This window comes from Shewanella sp. SR44-3 (assembly GCF_014163735.1).
Taxonomy (GTDB): Bacteria; Pseudomonadota; Gammaproteobacteria; order Enterobacterales; family Shewanellaceae; genus Shewanella.
Genome location: NZ_JACJDV010000021.1, coordinates 34,049 through 57,586, shown reverse-complemented (window position 1 = coordinate 57,586; position 23,538 = coordinate 34,049). Strand labels below are relative to the sequence as shown.

The following is a 23,538-nucleotide window of genomic DNA, read 5'->3' as shown; positions in this document are numbered from 1 at the left end:
GCTAGGTTTACCTTAATGGAACATCAAGGCTGGCGCTTCTCAGTGCCGGTTGGAGTGTTGATTTGGGAGTCAGAGCTACACAGCGACTCGCAGGGTCAGCGCCTGACCACTACACTTGATGACACAGATTGGTATGCAGGTATGGCCTTTGATTATCAATTTGCAAATCATTGGTCAGCAGGACTGGGGATTAACTACTATGCCTTGGCCCCTAATGATGTATTAAGTTATCAGCTTAGTGTGCGTTATCGGTTCTAATTCATCTGATTGAAACGCATGTGGATGATAAATATAAAAAAGGGCGTAAGCCCTTTTTTGTTCAATAAGTGATTGTTGATCTGACGGCTAAAACTTGTGCTGCGGCGTCACGCCATAAAACAATTCTGGCCTTTGTGAGATGGTCTGCTGCTATTAGCAAGCATTTCTTGTAAAGAAGCCCCGAGACTTAATGGTGTCGGGGCTTTTTCAATGTCTGCTTTACTCTTACTAACCAATACTTATGGGGAGCTATTTTCGGGTGATTTTGTCCAAATACCCCATGGCGAAGGCGGATAGCACAAAGGTGATATGTATGAGCAGATACCACATGATTTTGTCGTTCTCGATGTTTTCGGCATTCATAAATACTTTAAGTAAGTGAATGGATGAAATCGCCACGATAGAGGCGGCCACCTTGTTTTTAAGGGAGCCGGCGTCCATCTTGCCCAGCCAGTTGAGCTTTTCACTGCTTTCGCCCACATCGAGCTGTGAGACGAAGTTTTCATAGCCCGAAAACATCACCATGATGAGCAGACCTCCGACTAAGGTGATATCGATAAGTGACAAGGTGATCAACACCAAATCAACTTCAGCTATATCGAAGATATTGGGCAGGATATGAAAGATCTCTTGAAAGAACTTTATGCCTAAGGCGAATAAAACTAGGCTTAAGCCTAAGTAAATAGGCGCCATGATCCAGCGTGATGCATACATCAACTTCTCAAACACTTTTTCCATAAAAAGTTAACCCTTAGCTAAAATATCGTAGTAATTAAGCGAGTGATTTACGTTAAACCAGATTATGGGCAACTTTAACCGTGCTGATCTGCAGTAGCAAGCATGATCTGTTATCGGGCCCTTGTTATGCGCTTTAATGATCTAAAATTGGCTATTTAATTATCATCACGAGTAATCTTTTTATTGTTTGGCTGCGTATAAAGAGTCTAAGTATTTATCAAAAGGACTAGCTATGCGTTATTTAATGATTATTGCAAGTTTACTGCTCACGGCTTGTAGCAGCAGTTACCCCAATCAAGCGATTAAGGGGCAAGTGTTTCCTTCGGTTGAGGGGCAAACTCTTGAGAAGCAGGCGATGATATTACCCGATGATTTAAAAGGGCAAGTAACACTGTTGCTGGTTGGCTATAAGCAAGATTCTCAGTTTGATATCGACAGGTGGTTAATTGGGCTGGACATGACCCAAACAAGAGTACCGGTATTTGAGGTGCCGACAATACAGGGACTGTTTCCTAGAATGTTCAGCACCTTGATTGATAATGGCATGCGCTCAGGCATACCTAAGCCGCTGTGGAAAGGGGTGGTCACAGTCTACCAAGGTGGTGAACGCGTGCAAGCCTTTACTGGGAATGAGCAACCCAATAATGCCCGAGTGGTGCTGTTAAATTCCCAAGGCACAGTGATCTACTTTCATGACCAAGGCTTCTCTGTCGATGCGCTCAATCAGTTAAAATCTCAGCTTTAACGACTTTAGTCAGTGTCATTAACTGAGTATTTACTGTGCCAGAAGTATTAAGTTTTGTGGTGATTTTTCATGACTGTAGAACAGAGTGCTAGCTGCAGGTGAATGAGCTAGCCATTGGCGTAGTATGAGGGTATTCACAATGGCTATTCATCGGTGACTATTGCTGTTTATTAAGTGGTATTAAGTATTTTGTGGCTCTTCGTCTTCGAAAAAGCCTTCTTCAATTTTTGCTAATTCCTGCTGGTGCTTCAGTTGGCTGTTTTGCTGGGCAGCTTCACCAAGGGCGGCTTGTCTTTCTTTAAAGCTGTATTTTTCAGATTTAGTTAGAAATTTATAAGCTTTATCATTGGCAAGTGCATAGGCCACCACATCTTCGCCTTTGACTCTGCGCTCATCGACTCGCTGTGAAAAACGCTCATTATCTCGGGCTTTGCGCTGTTCGGCATTTAACTTGCTCATAATCTTAATCCTCATGGTCTATTTAATCACGGTAGGGTTTCACTACGCTCAGTTAAACAAATGAGAGCTATTGCACATTCATAAAGCTGGTGGCGGATCCTAGCACAAGTCGCAGTTGTAGTCTTAACTGAAAACCGCCGTACCACAGTAAGCGGCGGCTTTATTTATGCAGGGCTACCAGCTGCAGTGCTGACGCTCGCAGGGGATGCCATCACCATCGCCATCCATTTGAGTCGTTGGGCAATTTTTGAGATAAAAAGTGGCTTCTTCGCAGGTGCGCATATGGCTGCAGTGAGTTTTACCCGCTTCACATTGAAACCGAGGTTGAGGGGCTATTACTGCGTTGTTGCTGTGGCTATTGGCATTCGATTGCCACTCTATTTGAGCGGGTACAGGCTCGCTGATATCAGTGTCGTTGTTGCGGGTGTGGTTGAACTTACTGTAGCCATAAATTCCCAAGGTGATGAGTAATAGCACTGTAATAATGTTGCCGCTAAGCTTACTCTTAGGCGGAGTATAGCGGCCACCTCTGGCGACACTAAAAGCTTCCTTACTATTATGAGAGCTGCGATGAGAATTGAAATGATGACTCATTTGACTATCATGCTGGGAGCTTGAATGATTTTGATGATTGAGCTTTGAAGCGGTTGCCATGATGGCGACGCCAGTAATGTGAGCGCGGCGGGCTTTGAGTTTTCCATCAGCTTGCTGTTCACGCTGAAATTCTATGTTATCGCCCACTTGAGGCTTGCGCGCCATGTGTTTTAGGGTCGAGATATGAATAAACACATCAATAACTGGTTCAGTGTCTGGTTGAATAAAACCAAAGCCTTTGTCTTCATTCCAACGCACTAACGTGCCACTTTCCATGTTCATAGAGCCTCATTCCTTTGGTTATAGACTACTGATTGCCGACGATTGTTCGCTAAAGCTTTGATTTTTATTGAGTACAATACAGGGGGTCGCGTTTAGATAGGCGGCTAAATTAATCGTATTCGTTATATTCTACACAGTCTGAGTTGACTGGTGCACTGGAACATTCATTTAGGGAGTATAAATTCGGGGAACATGAATTAGAAGGAGGAGCATGAAAAGTGAAAAGGGGCTAACCGTTGCCAGTTAACCCCTCTTCTAACAATCACTTAATCCTTTCGGATTAGTTCATGCCGTACTTTTTCAATTTTTTACGCAATGTGCCACGGTTAATACCTAGCATGTTTGCTGCACGTGTTTGGTTGCCACGTGTGTGTTGCATTATGATGTCTAGTAAAGGCGCTTCGACTTCGCTTAATACCATTTCATATACTTCAGAGGCTTCTTGACCGTCCAACTGAGAGAAGAAGTTAGTTACGGCACGTTTTACTGCATCACGTAATAACTGTGGCTTGATAGTGCCATTTGCAGTTTCGATTTTGCCTACGGTAAGCTGGTGAACTTCAGTGTTAGTTGTCTGATCAAACATTCTATTCTGCTCTTTATTAATTTTTTACTAATTCATCAAAATAACATTCCACTAGGGAATATTGCTGGTCAGCGCTTTCGAGCCGATTGAAGTCAGCACGAAATTGGCGCTGTTCCTCTTGGTTTAAATACCATCCAATATGCTTTCTGGCGAAGCGGACACCTTTATATTCGCCATATAATTCATACAGTTTGGTTAGATGTTCAAGCATGACTAGTCGCTGCTCGCTCATCTCAATGGGCGCTAATTTTTTACCTGTTTCCAAGTAATGCTGGATTTCTCTAAAAATCCATGGCCGTCCTTGGGCACCTCGTCCTATCATCAGAGCATCAACACCAGTGTAATCAAGCACAAATCGTGCTTTTTCTGGACTGTCTATGTCTCCGTTTGCGACAACAGGAATAGAGATATTCTGTTTTATTGCTTTAATAGTGTCGTATTCGGCAAAACCTTTATACATGCACTGCCGCGTTCTGCCGTGAACGGCGAGGGAGGCAATGCCACAATCTTGGGCAATCTGGGCGATTTGAACACCATTCTTGTGTTCAGGCTCCCAACCTGTGCGAATTTTTAATGTAACGGGCACATCTACTGCGGCAACCACGGCTTGTAAAATATCTTTCACTAGCGCGGGATCTTGCATCAATGCAGAGCCTGCCAATTTCTTATTCACTTTTTTCGCTGGACAACCCATGTTGATATCAATGATATGCGCGCCTTGTTCAACATTGAACTGAGCGGCATTGGCCATTAAATCGGGATCGGCGCCGGCAATTTGTACTGAGCGTAAACCTTCTTCACCAGAGTGTGTCATGCGCTGGCGGCTCTTATCTGTATCCCAAACCTCTGGATTAGAAGAGAGCATCTCTGAAACGGCTAAGGCTGCGCCATAGCGTAAGCAAAGATTGCGAAAGGCTTGATCTGTGACACCTGCCATTGGTGCCACGATCAGCTGATTCTTCAGTTGATAGGGGCCAATTTGCATCACGATATTTACCTTGCTCGTCAAAGGGGCGCTATAGTAGCCCTTTTTTGCGGTGATGAAAAGGTCAATAAATGACCTGAGCAAAACTTTTTTTCTTGACATTTGTTTGCCAAGAAGCGTGTGCCATTTTTGACGAGTTTCAAGCCCAGTGGGCGTTGCAAAGGGTTAACATCCGCTCTACATTCACTGAAAAAAATACCGCCAAGTAAAAACTTGGCGGTATTTGCTGATAATTCAGCCGTTCACAGGCTTGAGAGCCTAGGACTTACGTATGCCTGTTAGGCGGCTCCAGTCATCTTTATAAGCTGGAGGGTCCATTTTGAACCACTGGCTATAAAATTCGGCTAGCTCTTCGGCTTGTTCTTGTAATAGACCTGAAAGTGCAAGCTTGCCTCCAGGTTTTACTTTTTCAGCTATCAGTGGTGCAAGCTCACGTAGCGGGCCTGCTAATATGTTGGCAACCAACACATCGGCGATTAAACCTTCTGGCTGATCTTCTGGTAAATAAAGTGCTAATTGATCTTGAACATCATTACGCAGCGCGTTGGCTTTTGAGGCGTCAATGGCTTGATAGTCAATATCAACACCTGTGACTTTTTTAGCGCCAAGTTTTAAGGCGGCAATGGCAAGAATGCCTGAGCCACAGCCAAAATCTATTACTTCTTCATCGGCTAACTCTAAGCTGTCTAACCACTCTAGACACAGGGCTGTAGTGGGGTGAGTACCAGTACCGAACGCCAGACCTGGATCTAAAATTACGTTGACAGCATCAGGATGGGGAATTTCACGCCAGCTGGGGCAAATCCACAAACGGGTACCAAATTGGATTGGGTGGAAGCTGTCCATCCATTCGCGTACCCAATCTTTATCTTCGATTTGCTCAATCTTGTGAGGGAAGTTCTCCCCTAGCATGGGCGAGGTGGCTAATAGGGCAACGGTTGGTGCTAAATCTGTGCCTGCATCAAATAAGGCCACCACAACAGTGTCTTGCCACAGTGGAGTTTCACCTAATTTAGGTTCAAAAATGGGAGTGTCTTTACCGTCTTCATAGGTAATAGACACAGCGCCTTGCTCCATAAGGATATCGCCAATGGCGTCAGCGTGGTCACTGTTGGTGTTAATTCTGAGTTGGATCCAAGGCATGGGATGTTCCTGTGGCATAAAAATAAGGCCGCATTATAACCAGCTCATCATAAAACGATACTGTTAGATTAAGCTTAGGGCTGTTTTGGTGCTATTGGTGACTGTTTTTCAGTCGGTTAATCGTTACTTTTTATTGTCATCTTGGCATGGGTGATGAGTTTTTTAGCCCATTTTCTAATTGCTTAGTGATATTGAGTGAGCCAGTTCACAGTTTAGCCTAGGTAAGTAGACTAAAAAAATGGGCGTGAGATAGTAAATTGTGATTACTTTATCGGCACAAGGAGCTTGAGTGGTTAATTTCAATAGGGACAAATGGGCTGCATGGTTAGATCAAGCTCAGAGTGTATCTGGGTTGTTTTTGGCTTTATTTTTGTGGACTCACCTTTTATTAGTGTCATCAATTTTGTTAGGCCCTAAAGCCATGACTTGGGTTGCCAGCACTATGGAACTGAGTTTTCTAACTGATGATGGCCATGGTTACCCTTGGGTGGTGACTGTGATTGCCTTTGCCGTGGGCACACTAGTTGTTATTCATGTGTGGGTCGCGATGCAAAAAATTCCTATCAATCTCGCCCAGCAAAAAGCTTTGGCACAGTCACTCAAGCACATAGATCATGGTGACACTCGCCTATGGCGCTGGCAGGTAATAACTGGACTTGTTGTGTTGTTACTTGTGCCCATTCATCTTTGGCTAATTGGCGCAGCCCCTGAAACCATAGGCCCTGAAGGCTCTGCATACCGAATTTGGGGCCAAGGTGTATGGCTGTTATACCTACCGTTGTTATTTGCAGCTGAGCTTCATGGTGCTATTGGCTTGTATCGCTTAGCCCTTAAGTGGGGGCTTGTGCACAGCCAGCAACAAAGAGCGCGTCTTAGAAAGGTAAAAACACTGCTGAGTGTGGCGTTTGTCGGTGTGGGTTTGCTGACGTTAGTGGCCTTTAGCCAATATTATCCGAGCTAAGTTGGCGTATCTCAAAGGAGTGACAGTGAAGATTATTTATACAGATGCCTTAGTAGTGGGAGCAGGTCTTGCGGGGTTAAGAGTCGCGATTGCAGCAAAAGAGCGGGGCCTTGATACGCTAGTGTTATCCCTTATTCCTGCAAAACGTTCTCATTCATGTGCTGCACAAGGCGGCATGCAGGCAAGCCTTGGCAATGCGGTTAAGGGGATGGGGGATGATGAAGATGTGCATTTTCAAGACACAGTCAAAGGCTCTGATTGGGGCTGCGATCAGCAAGTGGTGCGAATGTTTACCCATTGCGCGCCTAAGGCGGTGCGAGAATTAGCCAACTGGGGCGTGCCTTGGAGCCGAATACAAAAAGGCGAGCGTGAGGTGATAGTCAATGCCCAAAAAGTCACCTTAACTGAAGCTGAAGCCGCCCACGGGCTTATTAATGCCAGAGATTTTGGCGGCACTAAAAAGTGGCGCACTTGTTATACCTCTGATGGTACCGGGCATTCACTGCTTTATGCGGTCGATAATAAAGCCATTTCCATGGATATTGCGGTGCATGAAAGGGTTGAGGCATTGTCGATTATTCATGACGGCAAACGCTGCCATGGGGTGGTGGCGCGCTGTTTAATTACTGGGGAATTAAGGGCGTATTTAGGTAAATCTACCACAATTGCCACCGGCGGTTACGGCAGGCTTTATGCTGTGTCTACCAATGCGGTGATTTGTGAGGGCATAGGCCAGGCCATCGCGTTGGAAACCGGTGTTGCCAGCCTAGGTAATATGGAAGCGGTACAGTTTCATCCTACAGCAATCGTCCCTGTGGGGATTTTAACCACTGAAGGTTGTCGCGGTGATGGTGGATTGCTCAGGGATAAAGACGGCCACAGATTTATGCCAGATTACGAGCCTGAGAAAAAAGAGCTCGCGTCCAGAGATGTCGTCTCAAGGCGCATGACGGAGCATATGCGCAAAGGTAAAGGGGTCGATAGCCCTTATGGGCCACATTTATGGTTAGATATAACCTTGCTTGGCCGCCATCACATTGAAACTAACCTAAGGGAAGTTAAAGAAATTTGTGAATACTTTTTAGGCATAGATCCTGTAAAAGAGTGGATCCCGGTGCGGCCAACTCAGCATTATTCTATGGGCGGGATACGCACCAAGGCTAACGGTGAAAGCCCACAGTTAGCAGGACTATTTAGTGTCGGTGAGGCAGCATGTTGGGATATGCATGGTTTTAATCGCCTCGGGGGCAACTCCCTTGCCGAAACCATAGTGGCTGGCATGATAGTCGGCAAACATGTGGCGGACTTTTGCGAGCAGCAAAGCTTAGTGGTTGACAGTGAGCTGGTGGCCAAACAGGTAAAAGATGTAGAGCAAGAAATCACAGCATTAATTGAGTCAGATAAGAGTGAGTCAGTGTTTGAGATTAAAAAAGCCATGGAAAGCATAATGATGGATTATGTAGGCATCTTTAGAAATGGCCCCGAGCTTGAAAAAGCGGTGGCGCAATTGCAGGCCTTACTATTAAGGGCTGGCAATATTGGCCTTAGCTGTAAAAAGCGTCACGCAAATCCTGAATTAGTTGAAGCGTTAAGGGTTAAGCGCATGCTCAAAGTCGCCTTGACTGTGGCTTGTGGCGCGCTAGCTCGGACAGAGAGTCGCGGCGCCCATGCTCGCGAAGACTTCCCGCAGCGTAATGATAAAGACTGGCTAAATCGCACGTTAAGCACTTGGCCTGATATTGATGCACTTGCCCCGACACTCACTTATGAAGCGATAGATGTGATGACCATGGAGTTACCACCAGGTTACCGAGGTTATGGTGCAGATAATGCGGTTGCTCATCCTGATACTGCTGTGCGTGAGGCGCAAATTGCCCTGCTTATGACAGAGCTTAGCGCTGAATACGGTGACAATATTCCCAAGCATATTAAACAAGCCGCGTTGATGGCCTTTAGTGTCCCCAGCGCTTACCAAGGGGATAATCAACGACTGCGAATGGGTCCTGAAGCTTGGGAGTATAAGTCATGAAGACAGAGCAAATTATTGCCACAACAACCATTGCAACTGAGCCTCAGCCACAGCAGCAAACTGCAATGTCCAGCTCAAGGGGGGGCTCTGAAAGTAGAAGCCTAGTGCTGTCAATTTTTAGGTACGATCCGCTAACGCCAGAGATCGCCGCCAAAATGGTGGATTACACTATTACAGAAACCCCTGGAATGACCTTGTTTATTGCGCTAAACCAGCTTAGGCAAACTCAAGATGCCTCTTTACAGTTTGATTTTGTGTGTCGAGCTGGAATTTGTGGTAGCTGCGCTATGGTTATCAACGGTAAGCCGACCTTGGCATGTCGCACCTTAACCAGCCAATATTCTAGCGGTAAAATTACCTTGATGCCTTTACCTGGTTTTGAGCTAATAGGTGATTTATCGGTTAATACCGGTAAGTTTATGCGAGAACTTGCCGAGCGCTTGCAACTGTGGCTTGAGCCTAAATCCACCGAGCACAGTATTGATGCCGTTGAGCTACCTATGGAGCCTGCGCTTGCAGAAAAAATCTATGAATTAGAGCGCTGCGTGGAATGCGGCGTCTGCGTGTCGGCATGTGCGACTAAGCAAATGCGCGACAGTTTTATTGGCGCTGTGGGTATGATGAAAATTGCCCGTTTTGCTTTAGATAGTCGTGATAGCCGTAATCCTGAAGACTTTTATCATGTGTTGGGCACTCAAGATGGGGTATTTGGTTGTATGACTTTACTAGGCTGCCAAGATAATTGCCCTAAGGATTTACCTCATATGGAGCAGATTGCCTATTTAAGACGTAAAATGGTGATGACGGTGTATTAGTGCTAATACCAATCACATTAATTATGTGCTCCTGCTGAATGACCAGATAATGAATACGATTGGTATAACATGGCGATACAGTGTTACTGCAATGCTTAGGTGAAATACGCAGATACAAAAATGCCGCGACTGAATTGACAGTGAGCGGCATTTTTTAACTAACTCGAAAGTTGATTAAGACTTACGCTTAAAGATTAAGGCTTATTCTTAAAAATTAAGATTTTGCGCGTTTCATCGCAGTAAAGAATTCATCGTTAGTCTTAGTCATTGCTAGCTTATCGATAAGGAATTCCATTGCGGCAACTTCATCCATTGGGTGAAGAATTTTACGCAAAATCCACATTTTCTGAAGTTCTTCAGGTGTGGTGAGTTTCTCTTCGCGACGAGTACCAGAGCGGTTAAAGTCGATTGCAGGGAAAACGCGTTTTTCAGCGGCTTTACGAGAAAGGTGTAACTCTTGGTTACCAGTACCTTTAAATTCTTCGTAAATCACTTCGTCCATCTTAGAGCCAGTATCAACCAAAGCGGTTGCGATAATGGTTAAACTACCACCGTGTTCTATGTTACGTGCTGCACCAAAGAAACGCTTAGGTCTGTGTAGCGCATTGGCGTCCACACCACCAGTTAACACTTTACCCGATGAAGGAATAACTGTGTTATAGGCACGGGCAAGGCGAGTGATAGAGTCAAGTAAGATAACCACGTCTTTCTTGTGCTCAACCAAGCGTTTAGCTTTTTCAATAACCATTTCAGCTACTTGAACGTGACGGCTTGCTGGTTCATCGAAGGTAGAAGCAATAACTTCACCTTTAACCATACGCTGCATTTCGGTCACTTCTTCAGGGCGCTCATCGATAAGCAATACCATCAACACCACATCTGGGTTGTTGTAAGTAATGCTTTGGGCGATGTTTTGCAGTAATAGAGTTTTACCCGCTTTTGGCGGTGCAACAATCAAACCACGCTGGCCTTTACCTATAGGTGAACATAGATCAAGAATACGAGATGTGATGTCTTCTGTTGAACCATTACCTCTTTCCATGCGTAGACGTTCTTCAGCATGAAGTGGGGTTAAGTTTTCAAACAGGATTTTATTTTTAGAGCTTTCTGGCTTGTCGAAGTTTACTTCGTTGACTTTAAGCAGCGCGAAGTATCTCTCGCCTTCTTTAGGCGGACGGATCTTACCGAAAATGCTATCGCCGGTACGCATGTTGAAACGGCGAATTTGGCTTGGTGAGACATAAATGTCATCAGGGCCGGCTAGGTATGAGCCATCAGAGCTACGTAAGAAACCAAAGCCGTCTTGAAGGATTTCAAGTACACCGCCACCGAAGATATCTTCACCGCTTTTGGCGTGGGCTTTTAGAATTGAGAAAATAATGTCCTGTTTACGAGTACGGGCCATATTTTCTAATTTCATTGTTTCGGCTAAGGAAACTAAGTCAGAAATAGGGGTGTCTTTTAATTCAGTTAAATTCATTTTGGGGGTCTTGTGGTTCGCGACAAAGCTTACCGCGATCAATCAGTAGAGTTTGTGGTAGTAAATAATGATTGATAAGCGAGAAGAGGATTAATTGAAAAATCTGATGAATAAATTAGCACTTAACTGCGGGGACGTCCAGAATTTTAGTAATAAAGAGGCACAAATTGTTCACAACTTGTGCCTTTGGTCACCGAAATCTACATAAGCGTTAGATTTGTGCGTCCATAAATTCTTTTAATTGGGTTTTTGATAGTGCGCCAACCTTAGTTGCCACTAACTCACCGCCTTTGAACATTAGCAATGTTGGGATGCCACGAACGCCGTACTTAGCTGGAGAAACGTTGTTTTGATCAACGTTCAATTTAGCTACCGTTACTCGGCCTGCATACTCTTGAGCAACATCATCTAAGATTGGCGCGATCATTTTACAAGGGCCACACCACTCAGCCCAAAAATCTACCAATACTGGTAAGTCTGACTTTAGTACGTCATTTTCAAAGCTGTCATCGCTTAGGTATACAATTTTATCACTCATGTTATTCTCCAGTTTGGTACCATTGCTAGTTTATTAATGGCTTACCATGTATATTGGGTTGGTTAAATAGCTTTTCAAGCCTTGGTTTACTAAATGTAGCTATTTCAAACCATCGAGTCCTTTATTGCAACCCCAACAGGTATGCTTGCGCTATGAGCGAAACACATTTATCTACACAAAGATTTGCCGATCTTCCTCTACATGCTGAGGTAATTCAGGCACTAAACGAAAATGGCTTTGAGTTTTGTACGCCAATTCAGGCGTTATCCTTACCTGTTTTATTAAAAGCAAAAGATATAGCAGGGCAAGCTCAAACCGGTACTGGGAAAACCATGGCCTTCTTAGTGGCCACTTTTAATCATCTATTAACCACGCCAGCACCCCAGGCTCGTGAGTTGAATCAACCTAGGGCCATAATCATGGCGCCTACCCGCGAATTGGCTATCCAAATCGCTAAAGATGCTAGCTTACTTGCTAAGCACACTAGCCTTAAAGTCGGCATAGTGTACGGCGGCGAAAGTTACGAAATACAAAGAGAAGTATTGGATAAAGGCGTGGATATCTTAATTGGTACCACAGGACGTATTATTGATTATGTACGTCAAGGTGTTATCAGCCTGAATTCTATCCAAGCTGTGGTGTTGGATGAAGCCGATCGCATGTTCGATCTTGGTTTTATCAAAGACATTCGCTTCTTATTCCGTCGTATGCCAGATGCCTCTTCACGTCTAAACATGCTGTTCTCTGCCACCTTGTCGATGAAAGTCCAGGAACTGGCTTACGATCACATGAACGATCCTGAAAAAGTAGAAGTCACCCCAGAAGAAAAAACTTCTAAGAACATTAAAGAAGAGATTTTTTACCCTTCTAGTGAAGACAAGATGCGCTTATTACTGAGCTTAATAGAAGAAGATTGGCCTGAAAAAGCCATAGTATTTTCTAATACTAAGCATAGTTGCGAAAATCTTTGGTCTTGGCTTGAGGGCGACGGTCACAGGGTTGGTTTACTTACCGGTGATGTACCGCAAAAGAAGCGTATTCGCATTCTTGAGCAGTTCACCAGTGGTGCGTTAGATGTACTGGTTGCTACCGATGTGGCCGCGCGCGGATTGCACATTTCTGATGTATCTCACGTGTACAACTATGATTTACCTGATGATTGTGAAGATTACGTTCACCGTATTGGCCGTACTGGCCGCGCGGGTAATAAAGGGGTATCAGTGAGTTTTGCCTGCGAAACTTACGCCTTGAATTTACCAGCAATTGAGCAATACATTGGTCATTCTGTTCCCGTTAGTCGTTATGACAGGGACTCTTTACTAGATGATATTCCGACACCGGTTAAAATTCATCGTAAACACCCAAGCAGTCGCACTCGCGATGGTGCTAAAGGTGCTCAACGAAGTGGCGGTGCACGTCCTCCACGTCACAGGACCCGCAGACCGAACTAGATGCCGACACCAGCCTATGCAGCCATTACCTTAGGCTCAAATAGTTTTAACATGTTGGTGGCCAGAACCATTGGTCATCAACCAGTGATTATTGCTAAATACAAGCGTAAGGTGCGTTTGGCCGAAGGGATCACCAAGGATGGCGTGTTAAATGAAGCTGTAATGGCAAGGGGGCTCGACTGCCTTGCCATGTTTGCTACTATGCTGAAAAAGCATAATATCGATGCTGAACACTTGGCTGTACTTGCGACCGCAACCCTTAGAATGATAGCCAATGCCGATGAGTTTCATCGCCGTGCATTACCTATACTTGGGCATCCTATAGAGGTGATTTCTGGGATGCGTGAAGCTGAGCTTATCTACCAAGGGATGGTGGCGACCACCACAGGGCAGGGGCGACGCTTAGTGATTGATATTGGCGGCGCTAGCACTGAATTTATTGTTGGCGATGGCAATAGCGTACTATTTAAAACTAGCGTACCTATCGGAAGCGTACTGTTTAATAAACAGTTTTTTAATACCGCTCCCTTTCAGCAATTAGATTTTGATGATGTGTATCATCATATTTTTACTGTTATAGAGCCCCATGTCGAAAAACTTAGGAATTTAGGCTGGCATAGTGTCCTTGGCGCCTCTGGTGCGGTGCAGTCTGTGGTGTCAGTGCTCGCCCATCGGGAAGTCTCTGAAGTGATTACCTTAGAGGTACTGATTGGGCTTAAGGATGAGATTTTAGCGCAGCCGGATGCTAAATTAGCTCACATTGATGGTTTGCGATCAGACAGACGACCGACATTTGTTTCAGGTGTTGCTATTTTGCTGGCGCTGTTTGAGCACCTCTCTATTGATGCCTTGCATCTTTCGGGTGGCGCGCTCAGAGAAGGAGTTATCCATATGTTGGCGCAAAGACTCGCTTTGCCGCCAACACTTGTATAGGACAGGTCCAAAACTGTGATTTATGGGGGCTATCACTCGATGTAAGAGGGCATCACTATGTCCTCAATCCTCAACTTTGCCCTAAAATTTTTTAATTCTTGCTGTATAGCCAGATTTTCCCATCTAATTTAAAACAAAATATCCAGCAGTGCTTGCTCTAGGCTGGTGGCTGGCCGCTCAATAATGCGGCCAACTTCTTGGTTGTTTTGTTTAATAATAATGGTGGGAATGCGGCTAAATTCAAATTTAGCCGCTAAACCTTGCTCATCCAATTTGGCACGGTCAACGCCTATGTAACGTGCCGTGATATGCGGGCTATTTAGGCAGGCTAAAACCTTGATAAGTCGCGGCACTTCACGGTAACAATCTGGGCACCAGGTACCTACAATCGTCACAATCTCAGTATCTTGGGTTAATTCATTTAAGTCGGTTAGTTTGTCTGCATCAAGTTGGTAATCTTGGTAACTGTCAGAAAATACTGGCAGTTTTAGCATCATTTCAGGAGTTAGTTCACCGATTAACATTTCATTCGTCATTACTTATCTTCCTTGAGCCAGCTTGCTACTCGCTTGGCAAAATAAGTTAAGATCCCATCGGCACCAGCACGTTTGAAGCAAAGCAGTGACTCCATCACCACAGGCTTTTCGGCTAGCCAACCATTTTCGATGGCGGCCATGTGCATGGCATATTCGCCACTGACTTGGTAGGCAAATGTGGGCACAGCAAGCTCAGTTTTTACCCGACGCACTATATCTAGGTAAGGCATACCTGGTTTAACCATCACCATGTCGGCGCCTTCCTGAATATCCAGTGCGACTTCATGAAGGGCTTCGTCTGTATTGGCAGGATCCATTTGATAGCTGTGCTTATTACCACCTTTAAGATTGCCGGCTGAGCCGACAGCATCGCGAAATGGACCGTAGTAACTTGAAGAGTATTTAGCCGAGTACGCCATGATCTGAGTATTAACGTGACCCGCAGCTTCTAATGCTTGGCGAATTGCGCCAATGCGACCATCCATCATATCTGATGGGGCGACAATATCGGCACCAGCATCAGCGTGAGATAGGGCCTGCTTGACCAATATCTCTGTGGTGATGTCATTATCGATGTAGCCCGTATCATCGATAATGCCGTCTTGGCCATGGGTTGTGAATGGATCTAGGGCAATATCGGTCATGACGCCAAGCTCGGGGAAAGCTTGTTTAAGCTCTTTGACTGCCCGCTGTACTAAGCCATCTGAGTTGTAAGACTCTTCTGCTAACAAGGATTTCTTGTCGCTAGGGGTCACAGGAAAAAGGGCAATAAGCGGGATCCCTAGTGCAACTAATTCGGCGGCTTCTTTCAGTAATAAATCTATTGAGTAACGCTCTATTCCTGGCATAGAGGCAATTTTTTCGCTGCGATTAACCCCTTCAAGCACAAACATAGGGTATATAAGGTCATCGACTGTTAGTTTGTTTTCGGCCATCAAGCGGCGGCTGAAATCATGCTTACGCATGCGACGCATTCTGCGTACTGGAAAGGCACTGGTAATTATATTCACTGGGGGCTCCTGAAAATACTAAACGATTTCGGTTTCGGCTGCAGATTGTTCAACACGATTACGGCCATTACGCTTAGCTTGATATAATGCTTTATCGGCTAATTCGAGTAGTTCTGTGGGGTGGTCATCACTTTCAATAATGGCGGCGCTAACACCTAAACTGGCGCTAATTTTCATGAGCTTACTATCCCACTTAAGTTCTAGCTCATCTATGCCTGCTCTGACAGTTTCAGCAACGACCATAGCACCTTCAATATCGGTATTAGGTAAAATGATGGCAAATTCTTCACCACCAAATCGAGACACTAGATCTGTGGGGCGCTTGAGTTGTTCGCTTAGTACTTTAGCAATGCTTTGAATGCAATAATCACCACCTAGATGACCAAATTCATCATTTATCGCTTTGAACTTATCGATATCTAACATCAGAATCGCCATAGGTGTCTGTTGTCTGCGACTAATGCGTCCTTCAGCCACTAAGCGTTTATCGAACGCATTGCGGTTTTTAACCCCAGTAAGACTGTCTAAAGTGGTTTGCTCAAGCAGTTTTTGATTAACTTCGTTAAGTTCCCGTAAGGTTATCTCTAATTCTAGGGTGCGCTCTTGCACCATTTGTTCAAGTTTTTCATTGGCTTCGGCTTCCGCTCTAAGAGCTTCCTCGCGGGTTTCACGAATACGCTCCGCCTGCTCTATGGCTTCTTGTTGAATTTTTTGTTTGGCTTTACGCTCTTCGCTGTAACGTATGGCCAGCACTGAGGCCATGACTACAACCTCGAAGGTCAGCCCTATCATCACGGGCGTTTGCGGCATGATATTAAGATTAATGAGCCCTAAATAGATAAGTCCACTAAGAATGGTGCCAACTAAGAGACCAAAGCGAGCCAAGGTATAAAGGCGGGCATTTTTTTGCCCTCTTATGGCTTGTATCGCAGAGAATGCCAGTAATATGAGTGAAATTAAAAAGACTGACAACACTAGTAAATACAATAAAACATCGTAGGGGATCAGCGGCACCAAAAAGCACAGCACGAAAGAGTAACTGACCAGAACGCGGCAGCAGCGTAGCATAGATAAACTGTGGTATTTAAGCTGCAAAACCTTCTCGGTGAATAATAACGAAAAAGCCAAGATAATGGGTATAGTTAATGGAATTACATACTGTTGCACGCTAGGGAATTGGGGCCAAAGATAGCGAAAGGCCACCCCGTGTACGCTGGCAACCAACAAGGTGAGTGCGATAACATAAATGCTGTAATAGCTGTAACTAAAAGAGCCTGAGGCAAGAGCGATAAATAAACTGAATAAACCAATGGCTACGAGCATGCCTATTTGCAAGCCGTGGGTAAGGCCTTGGGCTTCGGTTTCTTGGGCTAAATCGTTGGCAGACCAAAGTACTAAGGGTAAGTTAATACTGCCTTTGGTATTCACTTTTAAATAAAAGGTGTGCAGTTCGTTAGGGGCCAACTCTATGGGATAGAGGAAAATATTACTCAGTAAGGGGCGCTGGTAAAAGGGCAGGCTATCTCCCATATGAGTCACGCTTTGGAGCCGATTGTCGATAAGCTGAAACAGCTCAACACTGTCCAATAGCGGATTATCTAGCGCAATAATTCGTGACAAATTATCCGTCGGATTATAAATACTGAAGCTTAACCAGACATTTTTAGCTCCGATATAGCGTAGATCAGTGGGTTTATATTTACGCCACTGATCGGTAGCTGAGTCTCTAATTTGCCCGAGTTGCTCCGCTTGAGTTGCCGTATTGATGTACAGCCAGTCGGTGAGATCTATTTTTGTTATTGAGGTTGCGGTGATCCTAAGTGGCGTTGGTCTATGTTCTGCGGCAGAAGAGATGCCTACTATCAATAAATTAAGTAAAAGCAATAATGCTAATAATGGCACAAGCTTTATGTTTCGACTACTCACTTTGATGCCATGTTTCAGCTTCATGTCACAGGCTCCAACCCAAATACAGTGCAGCTATTTAGGTAGCAAATTCTGGCTAACTCAGTGGCATCCTGTTCCCTGATTTCTGCGATGTAATCTAAAATATAGGGTAAGTACTGTGGCAGGTTTTTACTGGATTTAGGTTTAGGTCGCATGCTTCTAGGCAGTAGATAGGGGCTATCTGTTTCTATCAATAAGCGTGAATCGGGAATGCTTGGCACTAATTGAGCCAGCTCTTTTCCACGTCTTTCGTCACAGACCCAGCCGGTAATGCCAATGTGCAGATCTAATGCAAGACATTGGGTTAAATCATCTTGATTACCAGTAAAGCAGTGTAATACCGCATAGGGGATCGCCGAGCGATAGTGGCTAAGGATAGCAATGAAATCACCAAAGGCTTCACGGCAATGCATTAGCACTGGCATGTTTAACTCTGCGGCTAAAGCTAGCTGAGCTTCAAAGGCGGCTCTTTGCTGATCTCTGGGGGAAAAGTCCCGATTATAATCTAGACCGCACTCACCTATCGCAACGACTGAACTCAAGCTTGCCAGCCTTTTAAGATCAGATATGCTGTGTTCATCCCAGAGGTTGGCTTGATGGGGGTGCACCCCTGCAGTGGTTTTTAGTTGTCGTGGATATTGTAGCGCTAATTCATGGGCTGCTAAGCTTTCGTTTAGATCACTGCCAATAACAATTAGCGGAGAGACATTGAGTCGCTCCGCATCGTTAATTATGTTATCGGCATGTTCAATTAAGCTTGGGCTTAATAAATTCACCGCAATATCGATATAGCGTGACATTTATTTTAGGCGCTTAACTCTTGTTGTAGAATTACGATCATCTGTGCCGAGTAAAAAAGAGCCTAATGCAGCACGTTCTATAAAGATCTTTTGGCCAGTTTTAAGCTTAAATCTTTGTGAACCGCTTTGCTTCCACACTTGGCCGTTATCTAAGGTGATGGTGAGTGTGCCATAGGCATCTTTGTCAAGTTTAGCGACAGTAAAATAGAGCTTTTCAATTTCTTCAACATCCGCTTTTTTTATTAGCCCAAAATCTTCTTTTTTAACCGCAGCTTTTTTAAGGCCAAAAGTGCCATTTTTTTGGGGCGCGGCCACTGCTGGGGCAACAGCCATGCTAGCCGAAGCGCTTACACTTGAACTGGCTGAAGTCACATTGGCGGCTAAGTTGTCATAACACACCAGCCGTTCTAGTTTGTCGCTTACTGCTGCGCAGTTCGCTAGTTGCGTGTCTGTGTTGGCAAATGCCGGAGCCGATAATAGTATTAGAGTGGCGGCTGCCCAAGTTAAGCGCATGGTATTATCCTTTTTATTATTAATACTCGCCTGATGGCTAAGTTGTCTATTAGCGCTCGTTATCTGGCGCATTATTTAGTGGATTCATTGTTACTATTATTTTCATGGTCCGCACTATTTAGTCGCGCTATCGTCTATATTGTTTTCGCTTTCATCGGCATCATTACGATAAAATTTAGCCGCAAATAAACCCGCTTCAAACAATAACAGCATTGGCACCGCAAGCATAGTCTGAGAGATGATATCCGGTGGGGTTAATAGCATGCCGATAACAAAGGCGCCAACAACTATGTAAGGACGTTTCGCCTGCAAATCTTCGGGAGTGGTGACGCCAGCCCAGCACAGTAATACCACGGCAACTGGGATTTCAAATGCAAGTCCAAAGGCGAAGAATAGCTTTAGGATAAAGTCTAAATAGCTGCTGATGTCAGTGGCAACTTGCACCCCTTCAGGTGCTGCACTGGCAAAAAAACCAAACACTACTGGGAAGACAATGTAATAAGCGAACGCAATGCCAGCATAAAATAACAAGGTGCTGCTTAATAATAGCGGCATGACCAAGCGTTTTTCATGCTTATACAGTCCTGGTGCCACGAAAGACCAGATTTGGTACAGCACGTAGGGGATCGCAGCAAAAAAGGATAAAATTAGCGTCAATTTAAAGGGCGCAAAAAATGGCGCTGCTACATCTGTGGCTATCATGCTGCCATTTTCAGGCAGAGATTCCATTAAGGGAATTGCGACATAATGATAGATATCATTAGCCCAATAAACGCTGGCAATAAACACCAGCAATACACTGGCGATAGCTTTGAGTAGTTTGGTGCGCAGCTCAAGTAAATGGCTGATGAGTGGCAGCTGTTGCGACATGGCTTATCCGTTGTTTTTCGAGTGAGTCTCACCGGATTGCGTGGGTTCCTGGGGCATGTTTGCCTGAGGAGGAGCAATCTTAGGTTCATTCTCTTGGGCACTTAATTCATCCACTTGATAGGGACGATTAACTGACTGAGCCGCCTGCTTAAGTTGATCAATCGACTCTTGAAGCTCAGGGGATAAGTTGGCTAAGCCTTTGCTTTCGGCTTTCTTTAAATCCGCATGTAACTGTTCAATTTTCAGCTCTTGTTCAAGCTCATCTTTTACCGAGTTAGCCATGCGCTTTAAGGCGCGGATCCAACCTGTAACACTACGAACTGCAACCGGCAGTCTTTCGGGGCCCAGCACCACAAGCCCCAAAATACCAATCAGCAGCAACTCCATAAAGCCGATACCGTCAAACATAATGAGTTACGCCTGTTCTTTGTCCTTAGACTCAGGCTTTGCTTCAGCCTGCTGCGAGGTTTGTGCTGTTTGATTGTTTTCTAAGGTTTTCTTCTCTTCCTCAGATGTTTCAGATGTCATGGCATTCTTAAAGCCTTTCACTGCACCACCTAAATCACCGCCTAAAGAGCGTAATTTTTTAGTGCCAAATAGTAAAATTACGATCAGCGCTATAATGAGAAGTTGCCAAATACTGATGCCGCCCATGAATATATCCTCTTAATAAATCAACAATAATACGTTTAATTGTAAACTTAAGTGTAACTGTGAATTCTTTAACTATTATGAACCTCTGATAAATTAGTGCTAGCTAAAGTTTTCGATTCTTTGGTCTCGCCTGCCATCCAAGCAACCACAACCCAGCACCAACCCCTAAGCAAAGGAGCGAGGGCCATAGTGTAACGGCTTGGTTAAAAAGTATTGCGGCGCAGATCACTAAAACAGCAGAAGTGATAAGCAAGTAATTACTTTTATGAGCTTTATGTTGATATTTTAAGTATTTATCTAACATTTGCTGTTGAGTGCCAAGTAGTTTTCGGCCCATTTTTAAATTGTCATAAACAAGCTCAGGCAGTTCGGGCAATTTTTCCGCCCAAAAAGGGGCATTTGATTTAACTTTGTCAAATAATGCCTTAGGCCCGACTTGTTTAGCCATCCACTGCTCGAGAAATGGTTTGGCTGTTTGCCATAAATCCAACTGTGGATACAGCTGCCGACCTAAGCCTTCGATATAGAGTAAGGTCTTTTGCAGTAGCACTAACTGTGGCTGAACCACCATATTAAACTGCCGTGCGGTCTTAAACAGAGCTAACAGCACATGACCGAAAGATATTTCATCTAATGGTTTGTTGAACATGGGCTCACAGACGATTTTGATGGCTTGCTCAAAGGCCAAGATATCTGTGTGCTCACTGACCCAACCAGACTCAAGATGCAACTGAGCAATTCTGTGATAATCGCGATTGAAAAAAGCTAAAAAATTCTCCGCTAAATAACGCTTATCTACATCGGTGAGCGTGCCCATAATGCCGCAGTCTAAACCTATGTAATAAGGGTTGTCTGGATGATCTCGGCTGATAAAAATATTGCCCGGGTGCATATCGGCGTGGAAAAAGTTATCTCTAAATACTTGGGTGAAAAAGAGCTCAACACCGCGCTCGGCTAACAGCTTTAAATTGGTATCTTGGGCTTTTAAGGCGTTTAAGTCAGATACGGGAATACCATAGATACGCTCCATGACAATTAAACGTTTGAAGCTTAACTCTTCATAAATATAGGGTACGTATAAGGCGTCTGAGTCTAAGAAATTGTTTCTCAGTTTAATGGCGTTTAGTGCTTCAAGCTTCAGATTTAACTCACCTAATATAGTCATTTTGTAATCTTCAATCACTTCAGCAGGACGCAGGCGGTTACCTTCACCAAGCAAGCGCTCAAGGAGCGCTGCACTTTGGCTCATTAGCTGTAAGTCTGCCAAGATCAAGGCTTCGACATTGGGCCTGAGTACTTTAAGCACCACGGCCTTACCATTGGATTTCAGTGTCGCGCTGTGAACTTGAGCGATAGAGGCTGAGGCCAAAGGCACATCGTCGAAATCATCGAACAAGCTATCGATACTGGCATTGAGTTCAGTTTCTATGGCTTGTTTTGCTAAGTTAGCATCAAAAGGCGGCACTCTGTCTTGCAGCATCGCCAGTTGATAGGCCCACTCATCATCGAGAAGATCTTTGCGGGTTGACAGCATCTGGCCTAATTTGATGTACACAGGACCTAGCTCTTGCATCGCAAGCTTTAAACGCTCGGCGGTGGACTTATCCTGGTGCTGGTTTCTAATCCAGAAAAAAAACCAACGCAATAGGATGAATAACTTGGGGCGCTTATGGTTAGCTAAAAGCTCATCAAGACCATAATGCAGCAATGTGCGCAGGACTTGGTAACCTCGATGCAGGCTGGAAATGCTCATGGGGTAATTTTATCTCTTAGCTGGGCTATTTTTTGTTCGAGTTGCTGTGTCTGACGCTCGATATCATTCAAGTGAGCTTGGTAAGCACGATATTCACTCTGATGAGGCGTGAGGCCATATTCTTCGGTTGCCAGCTGGCTTAAATGCGAGGCGGTATCGTTGAGTATTTGCTTGGTGCTTAGGTGTAAAGATTTTGCTTTCGTTAAGATCTGGTGTGCGGGCGCATCACCTAAGTAGCGTGACAAAGGCTCGGCAAAGTCGAAGCGGATTTGTTTTAAAAATTGACTAAAATCCTGCAGCAGCTGGGTATCACCTTCAATCTGCAATTTGTCTTGCTTAATGAGTTCGGTAAGGCTAGCACCTTCACTGAGTTGGTACAAGGTGGCAAGATCAGCCCTTAGCTCTACCTGCACCTCACCTTGGTATTGGCTCAAGACTTGAATTTGTTTTGCCAATATCAAATGTAATGGGAAAGGCAATTGCCTTAGCTGCAATTTAAACACCTTGCCGTGAAGCGACTTTGCCTTGGCATAGTCAGCTTTGGCTTGAGGCGGCAGTTTGTCGAATCCAAGTTCGATAGCGGCGCAGGCCAGCAAGGCAAGGTGGTTGGGTTGCATTAGAATTTATATCCCTTATGCAGGGCGACAATACCATCGGTCATATTGGTGTAGTCGACTTGCTCAAAACCTGCAGTTTGCATCATTTCTTTGAGGGTATCTTGATCTGGGTGCATGCGAATTGACTCAGCAAGGTACTCATAGCTATCAGCATCTTTAGTAATGATTTCACCCATCTTAGGTAGGATTTTAAAGCTATAAAGATCATAAGCTTTGCGCATCATTTCATGTTGAGGCTTAGAAAACTCTAATACCAACAGTTTACCACCTGGTTTTAACACTCTGAGCATAGAACGCAGCGCCGCGTCTTTGTCGGTCACATTACGTAAACCAAAGGCGATGGTGATGATATCGAAATGATTATCTGGGAACGGCAGTGCTTCAGCGTTGGCTTGCACGTAGCTGACATTGTTGACTATGCCCTTGTCTCTGAGCTTAGTGCGGCCGACTTTTAGCATGGAATCATTAATATCGGCCAGTACCACTTGGCCACGCTCGCCCACTAAATGTGAAAACTTAGCGGTAAGATCCCCTGTACCACCTGCTAAATCAAGCACTTTCATGCCAGGGCGCGCGGCTGCTGTTTCTATGGTGAAGCGCTTCCAGAAACGATGGATGCCGAATGACATCACGTCATTCATTATGTCGTATTTAGCGGCAACTGAATGAAATACACTGGCGACGAGATCGGCTTTCTTATCGGCTTCAACAGTTTTATAGCCAAAATGTGTTTTATTAGAATCGCCTTCAGACATGTGTTTGTTCCTGTTCTCGTTGCGAAATTATCAATGGCGCATTAGAGCATATTATTGGCCGTTATTGAATAGACGAATCTACTCAA

The 23,538-nt window shown here is 44.7% G+C and carries 25 protein-coding genes and 1 pseudogene; 7 read left to right on the top strand and 19 right to left on the bottom strand.

Annotated elements, in window-relative coordinates; translation table 11 throughout:
* Positions 1-258 (top strand): annotated as a pseudogene (locus H5073_RS11780) (porin family protein); the annotation flags it as partial.
* 249 nt (positions 259-507) lie between these two features.
* On the opposite strand, the gene H5073_RS11775 reads toward H5073_RS11780, so the two are convergent.
* Entirely contained in the window at positions 508-996 is a 489-nt protein-coding gene (locus H5073_RS11775; RefSeq protein ID WP_182679768.1) for a TIGR00645 family protein, read from the bottom strand.
* A 232-nt stretch (positions 997-1,228) separates the two neighbouring features.
* Here H5073_RS11775 and H5073_RS11770 point away from each other — a divergent pair, with 232 nt between their 5' ends.
* Positions 1,229-1,741 carry a hypothetical protein gene (locus H5073_RS11770; RefSeq protein ID WP_182679767.1) on the top strand — a complete coding sequence of 171 codons (513 nt, stop codon included), beginning with the start codon at positions 1,229-1,231 and terminating at the stop codon, positions 1,739-1,741.
* A gap of 180 nt (positions 1,742-1,921) precedes the next feature.
* Here H5073_RS11770 and H5073_RS11765 read toward each other — a convergent pair whose 3' ends face one another.
* From H5073_RS11765 to prmA, 5 genes are all read right to left on the bottom strand, one after another.
* Positions 1,922-2,200, bottom strand: coding sequence for a DNA polymerase III subunit epsilon (locus H5073_RS11765; protein ID WP_182679766.1), 279 nt, complete (start codon positions 2,198-2,200; stop codon positions 1,922-1,924).
* A 174-nt stretch (positions 2,201-2,374) separates the two neighbouring features.
* Positions 2,375-3,076 (bottom strand): excalibur calcium-binding domain-containing protein, encoded by a 702-nt coding sequence (locus H5073_RS11760; protein ID WP_310734249.1) that lies wholly within the window; start codon positions 3,074-3,076, stop codon positions 2,375-2,377.
* 280 nt (positions 3,077-3,356) lie between these two features.
* Positions 3,357-3,662 carry a DNA-binding transcriptional regulator Fis gene (gene fis / locus H5073_RS11755; RefSeq protein WP_011494902.1) on the bottom strand — a complete coding sequence of 102 codons (306 nt, stop codon included), beginning with the start codon at positions 3,660-3,662 and terminating at the stop codon, positions 3,357-3,359.
* Positions 3,663-3,678: 16 nt separating this feature from the next.
* Positions 3,679-4,647, bottom strand: a complete 969-nt coding sequence (gene dusB / locus H5073_RS11750) for a tRNA dihydrouridine synthase DusB (protein ID WP_182679773.1) — start codon at positions 4,645-4,647, stop codon at positions 3,679-3,681.
* A gap of 258 nt (positions 4,648-4,905) precedes the next feature.
* Complete coding sequence (gene prmA, locus H5073_RS11745; protein ID WP_182679765.1) at positions 4,906-5,790, bottom strand: 50S ribosomal protein L11 methyltransferase; 885 nt, start codon at positions 5,788-5,790, stop codon at positions 4,906-4,908.
* A 289-nt stretch (positions 5,791-6,079) separates the two neighbouring features.
* Between prmA and H5073_RS11740 the strand changes: the two genes are divergently transcribed.
* The 3 genes from H5073_RS11740 to H5073_RS11730 all read left to right on the top strand — a co-directional run bounded on the left by H5073_RS11740 (position 6,080) and on the right by H5073_RS11730 (position 9,595).
* On the top strand, positions 6,080-6,751 hold the full coding sequence (locus tag H5073_RS11740) for a fumarate reductase cytochrome b subunit (RefSeq protein ID WP_182679764.1): 672 nt from the start codon (positions 6,080-6,082) through the stop codon (positions 6,749-6,751).
* A gap of 25 nt (positions 6,752-6,776) precedes the next feature.
* Complete coding sequence (locus H5073_RS11735) at positions 6,777-8,780, top strand: fumarate reductase flavoprotein subunit (RefSeq protein ID WP_182679763.1); 2,004 nt, start codon at positions 6,777-6,779, stop codon at positions 8,778-8,780.
* Between the two features lie 65 nt (positions 8,781-8,845).
* The gene (locus tag H5073_RS11730; RefSeq protein ID WP_182679772.1) at positions 8,846-9,595 is read left to right on the top strand and encodes a fumarate reductase iron-sulfur subunit; all 750 of its coding nucleotides are present in this window, start codon (positions 8,846-8,848) and stop codon (positions 9,593-9,595) included.
* Between the two features lie 214 nt (positions 9,596-9,809).
* Here H5073_RS11730 and rho read toward each other — a convergent pair whose 3' ends face one another.
* Positions 9,810-11,075 carry a transcription termination factor Rho gene (gene rho / locus H5073_RS11725; protein WP_182679762.1) on the bottom strand — a complete coding sequence of 422 codons (1,266 nt, stop codon included), beginning with the start codon at positions 11,073-11,075 and terminating at the stop codon, positions 9,810-9,812.
* 211 nt (positions 11,076-11,286) lie between these two features.
* On the bottom strand, positions 11,287-11,613 hold the full coding sequence (gene trxA / locus H5073_RS11720; RefSeq protein WP_182679761.1) for a thioredoxin TrxA: 327 nt from the start codon (positions 11,611-11,613) through the stop codon (positions 11,287-11,289).
* Positions 11,614-11,765: 152 nt separating this feature from the next.
* On the opposite strand from trxA, the gene rhlB reads away from it, so the two are divergent.
* Together rhlB and H5073_RS11710 are read left to right on the top strand one after the other, a co-directional pair.
* Positions 11,766-13,064, top strand: a complete 1,299-nt coding sequence (gene rhlB, locus H5073_RS11715; RefSeq protein ID WP_182679760.1) for an ATP-dependent RNA helicase RhlB — start codon at positions 11,766-11,768, stop codon at positions 13,062-13,064.
* Positions 13,065-13,997, top strand: coding sequence for an exopolyphosphatase (locus H5073_RS11710; protein WP_182679759.1), 933 nt, complete (start codon positions 13,065-13,067; stop codon positions 13,995-13,997). It abuts the gene before it with no gap.
* A gap of 128 nt (positions 13,998-14,125) precedes the next feature.
* Here H5073_RS11710 and H5073_RS11705 read toward each other — a convergent pair whose 3' ends face one another.
* From H5073_RS11705 to ubiE, 11 genes are all read right to left on the bottom strand, one after another.
* On the bottom strand, positions 14,126-14,533 hold the full coding sequence (locus H5073_RS11705; protein WP_182679758.1) for a thioredoxin family protein: 408 nt from the start codon (positions 14,531-14,533) through the stop codon (positions 14,126-14,128).
* Positions 14,533-15,543, bottom strand: a complete 1,011-nt coding sequence (gene hemB / locus H5073_RS11700) for a porphobilinogen synthase (protein WP_182679757.1) — start codon at positions 15,541-15,543, stop codon at positions 14,533-14,535. The genes H5073_RS11705 and hemB overlap by 1 nt, the downstream gene beginning before the upstream one ends.
* Before the next feature lie 18 nt (positions 15,544-15,561).
* Positions 15,562-17,493 (bottom strand): diguanylate cyclase, encoded by a 1,932-nt coding sequence (locus H5073_RS11695; RefSeq protein ID WP_182679756.1) that lies wholly within the window; start codon positions 17,491-17,493, stop codon positions 15,562-15,564.
* Positions 17,490-18,290 (bottom strand): TatD family hydrolase, encoded by an 801-nt coding sequence (locus tag H5073_RS11690; protein WP_182679755.1) that lies wholly within the window; start codon positions 18,288-18,290, stop codon positions 17,490-17,492. Before H5073_RS11690 ends, H5073_RS11695 begins: the two co-directional genes overlap by 4 nt.
* On the bottom strand, positions 18,291-18,803 hold the full coding sequence (locus H5073_RS11685) for a hypothetical protein (protein WP_182679754.1): 513 nt from the start codon (positions 18,801-18,803) through the stop codon (positions 18,291-18,293).
* Between the two features lie 114 nt (positions 18,804-18,917).
* Positions 18,918-19,673 carry a twin-arginine translocase subunit TatC gene (tatC, locus tag H5073_RS11680; protein WP_182679753.1) on the bottom strand — a complete coding sequence of 252 codons (756 nt, stop codon included), beginning with the start codon at positions 19,671-19,673 and terminating at the stop codon, positions 18,918-18,920.
* Between the two features lie 3 nt (positions 19,674-19,676).
* Positions 19,677-20,081, bottom strand: a complete 405-nt coding sequence (gene tatB / locus H5073_RS11675) for a Sec-independent protein translocase protein TatB (protein ID WP_182679752.1) — start codon at positions 20,079-20,081, stop codon at positions 19,677-19,679.
* Positions 20,082-20,087: 6 nt separating this feature from the next.
* Positions 20,088-20,327, bottom strand: coding sequence for a Sec-independent protein translocase subunit TatA (gene tatA / locus H5073_RS11670; RefSeq protein WP_182679751.1), 240 nt, complete (start codon positions 20,325-20,327; stop codon positions 20,088-20,090).
* Positions 20,328-20,430: 103 nt separating this feature from the next.
* A complete protein-coding gene (gene ubiB, locus H5073_RS11665) occupies positions 20,431-22,080 on the bottom strand; it encodes a ubiquinone biosynthesis regulatory protein kinase UbiB (RefSeq protein ID WP_182679750.1) in 1,650 nt (549 codons plus the stop codon).
* Entirely contained in the window at positions 22,077-22,697 is a 621-nt protein-coding gene (locus H5073_RS11660) for an SCP2 domain-containing protein (protein WP_182679749.1), read from the bottom strand. The genes ubiB and H5073_RS11660 overlap by 4 nt, the downstream gene beginning before the upstream one ends.
* Positions 22,697-23,452 carry a bifunctional demethylmenaquinone methyltransferase/2-methoxy-6-polyprenyl-1,4-benzoquinol methylase UbiE gene (ubiE, locus tag H5073_RS11655; RefSeq protein WP_011494919.1) on the bottom strand — a complete coding sequence of 252 codons (756 nt, stop codon included), beginning with the start codon at positions 23,450-23,452 and terminating at the stop codon, positions 22,697-22,699. The genes H5073_RS11660 and ubiE overlap by 1 nt, the downstream gene beginning before the upstream one ends.
* Positions 23,453-23,538: the final 86 nt, after the last annotated feature.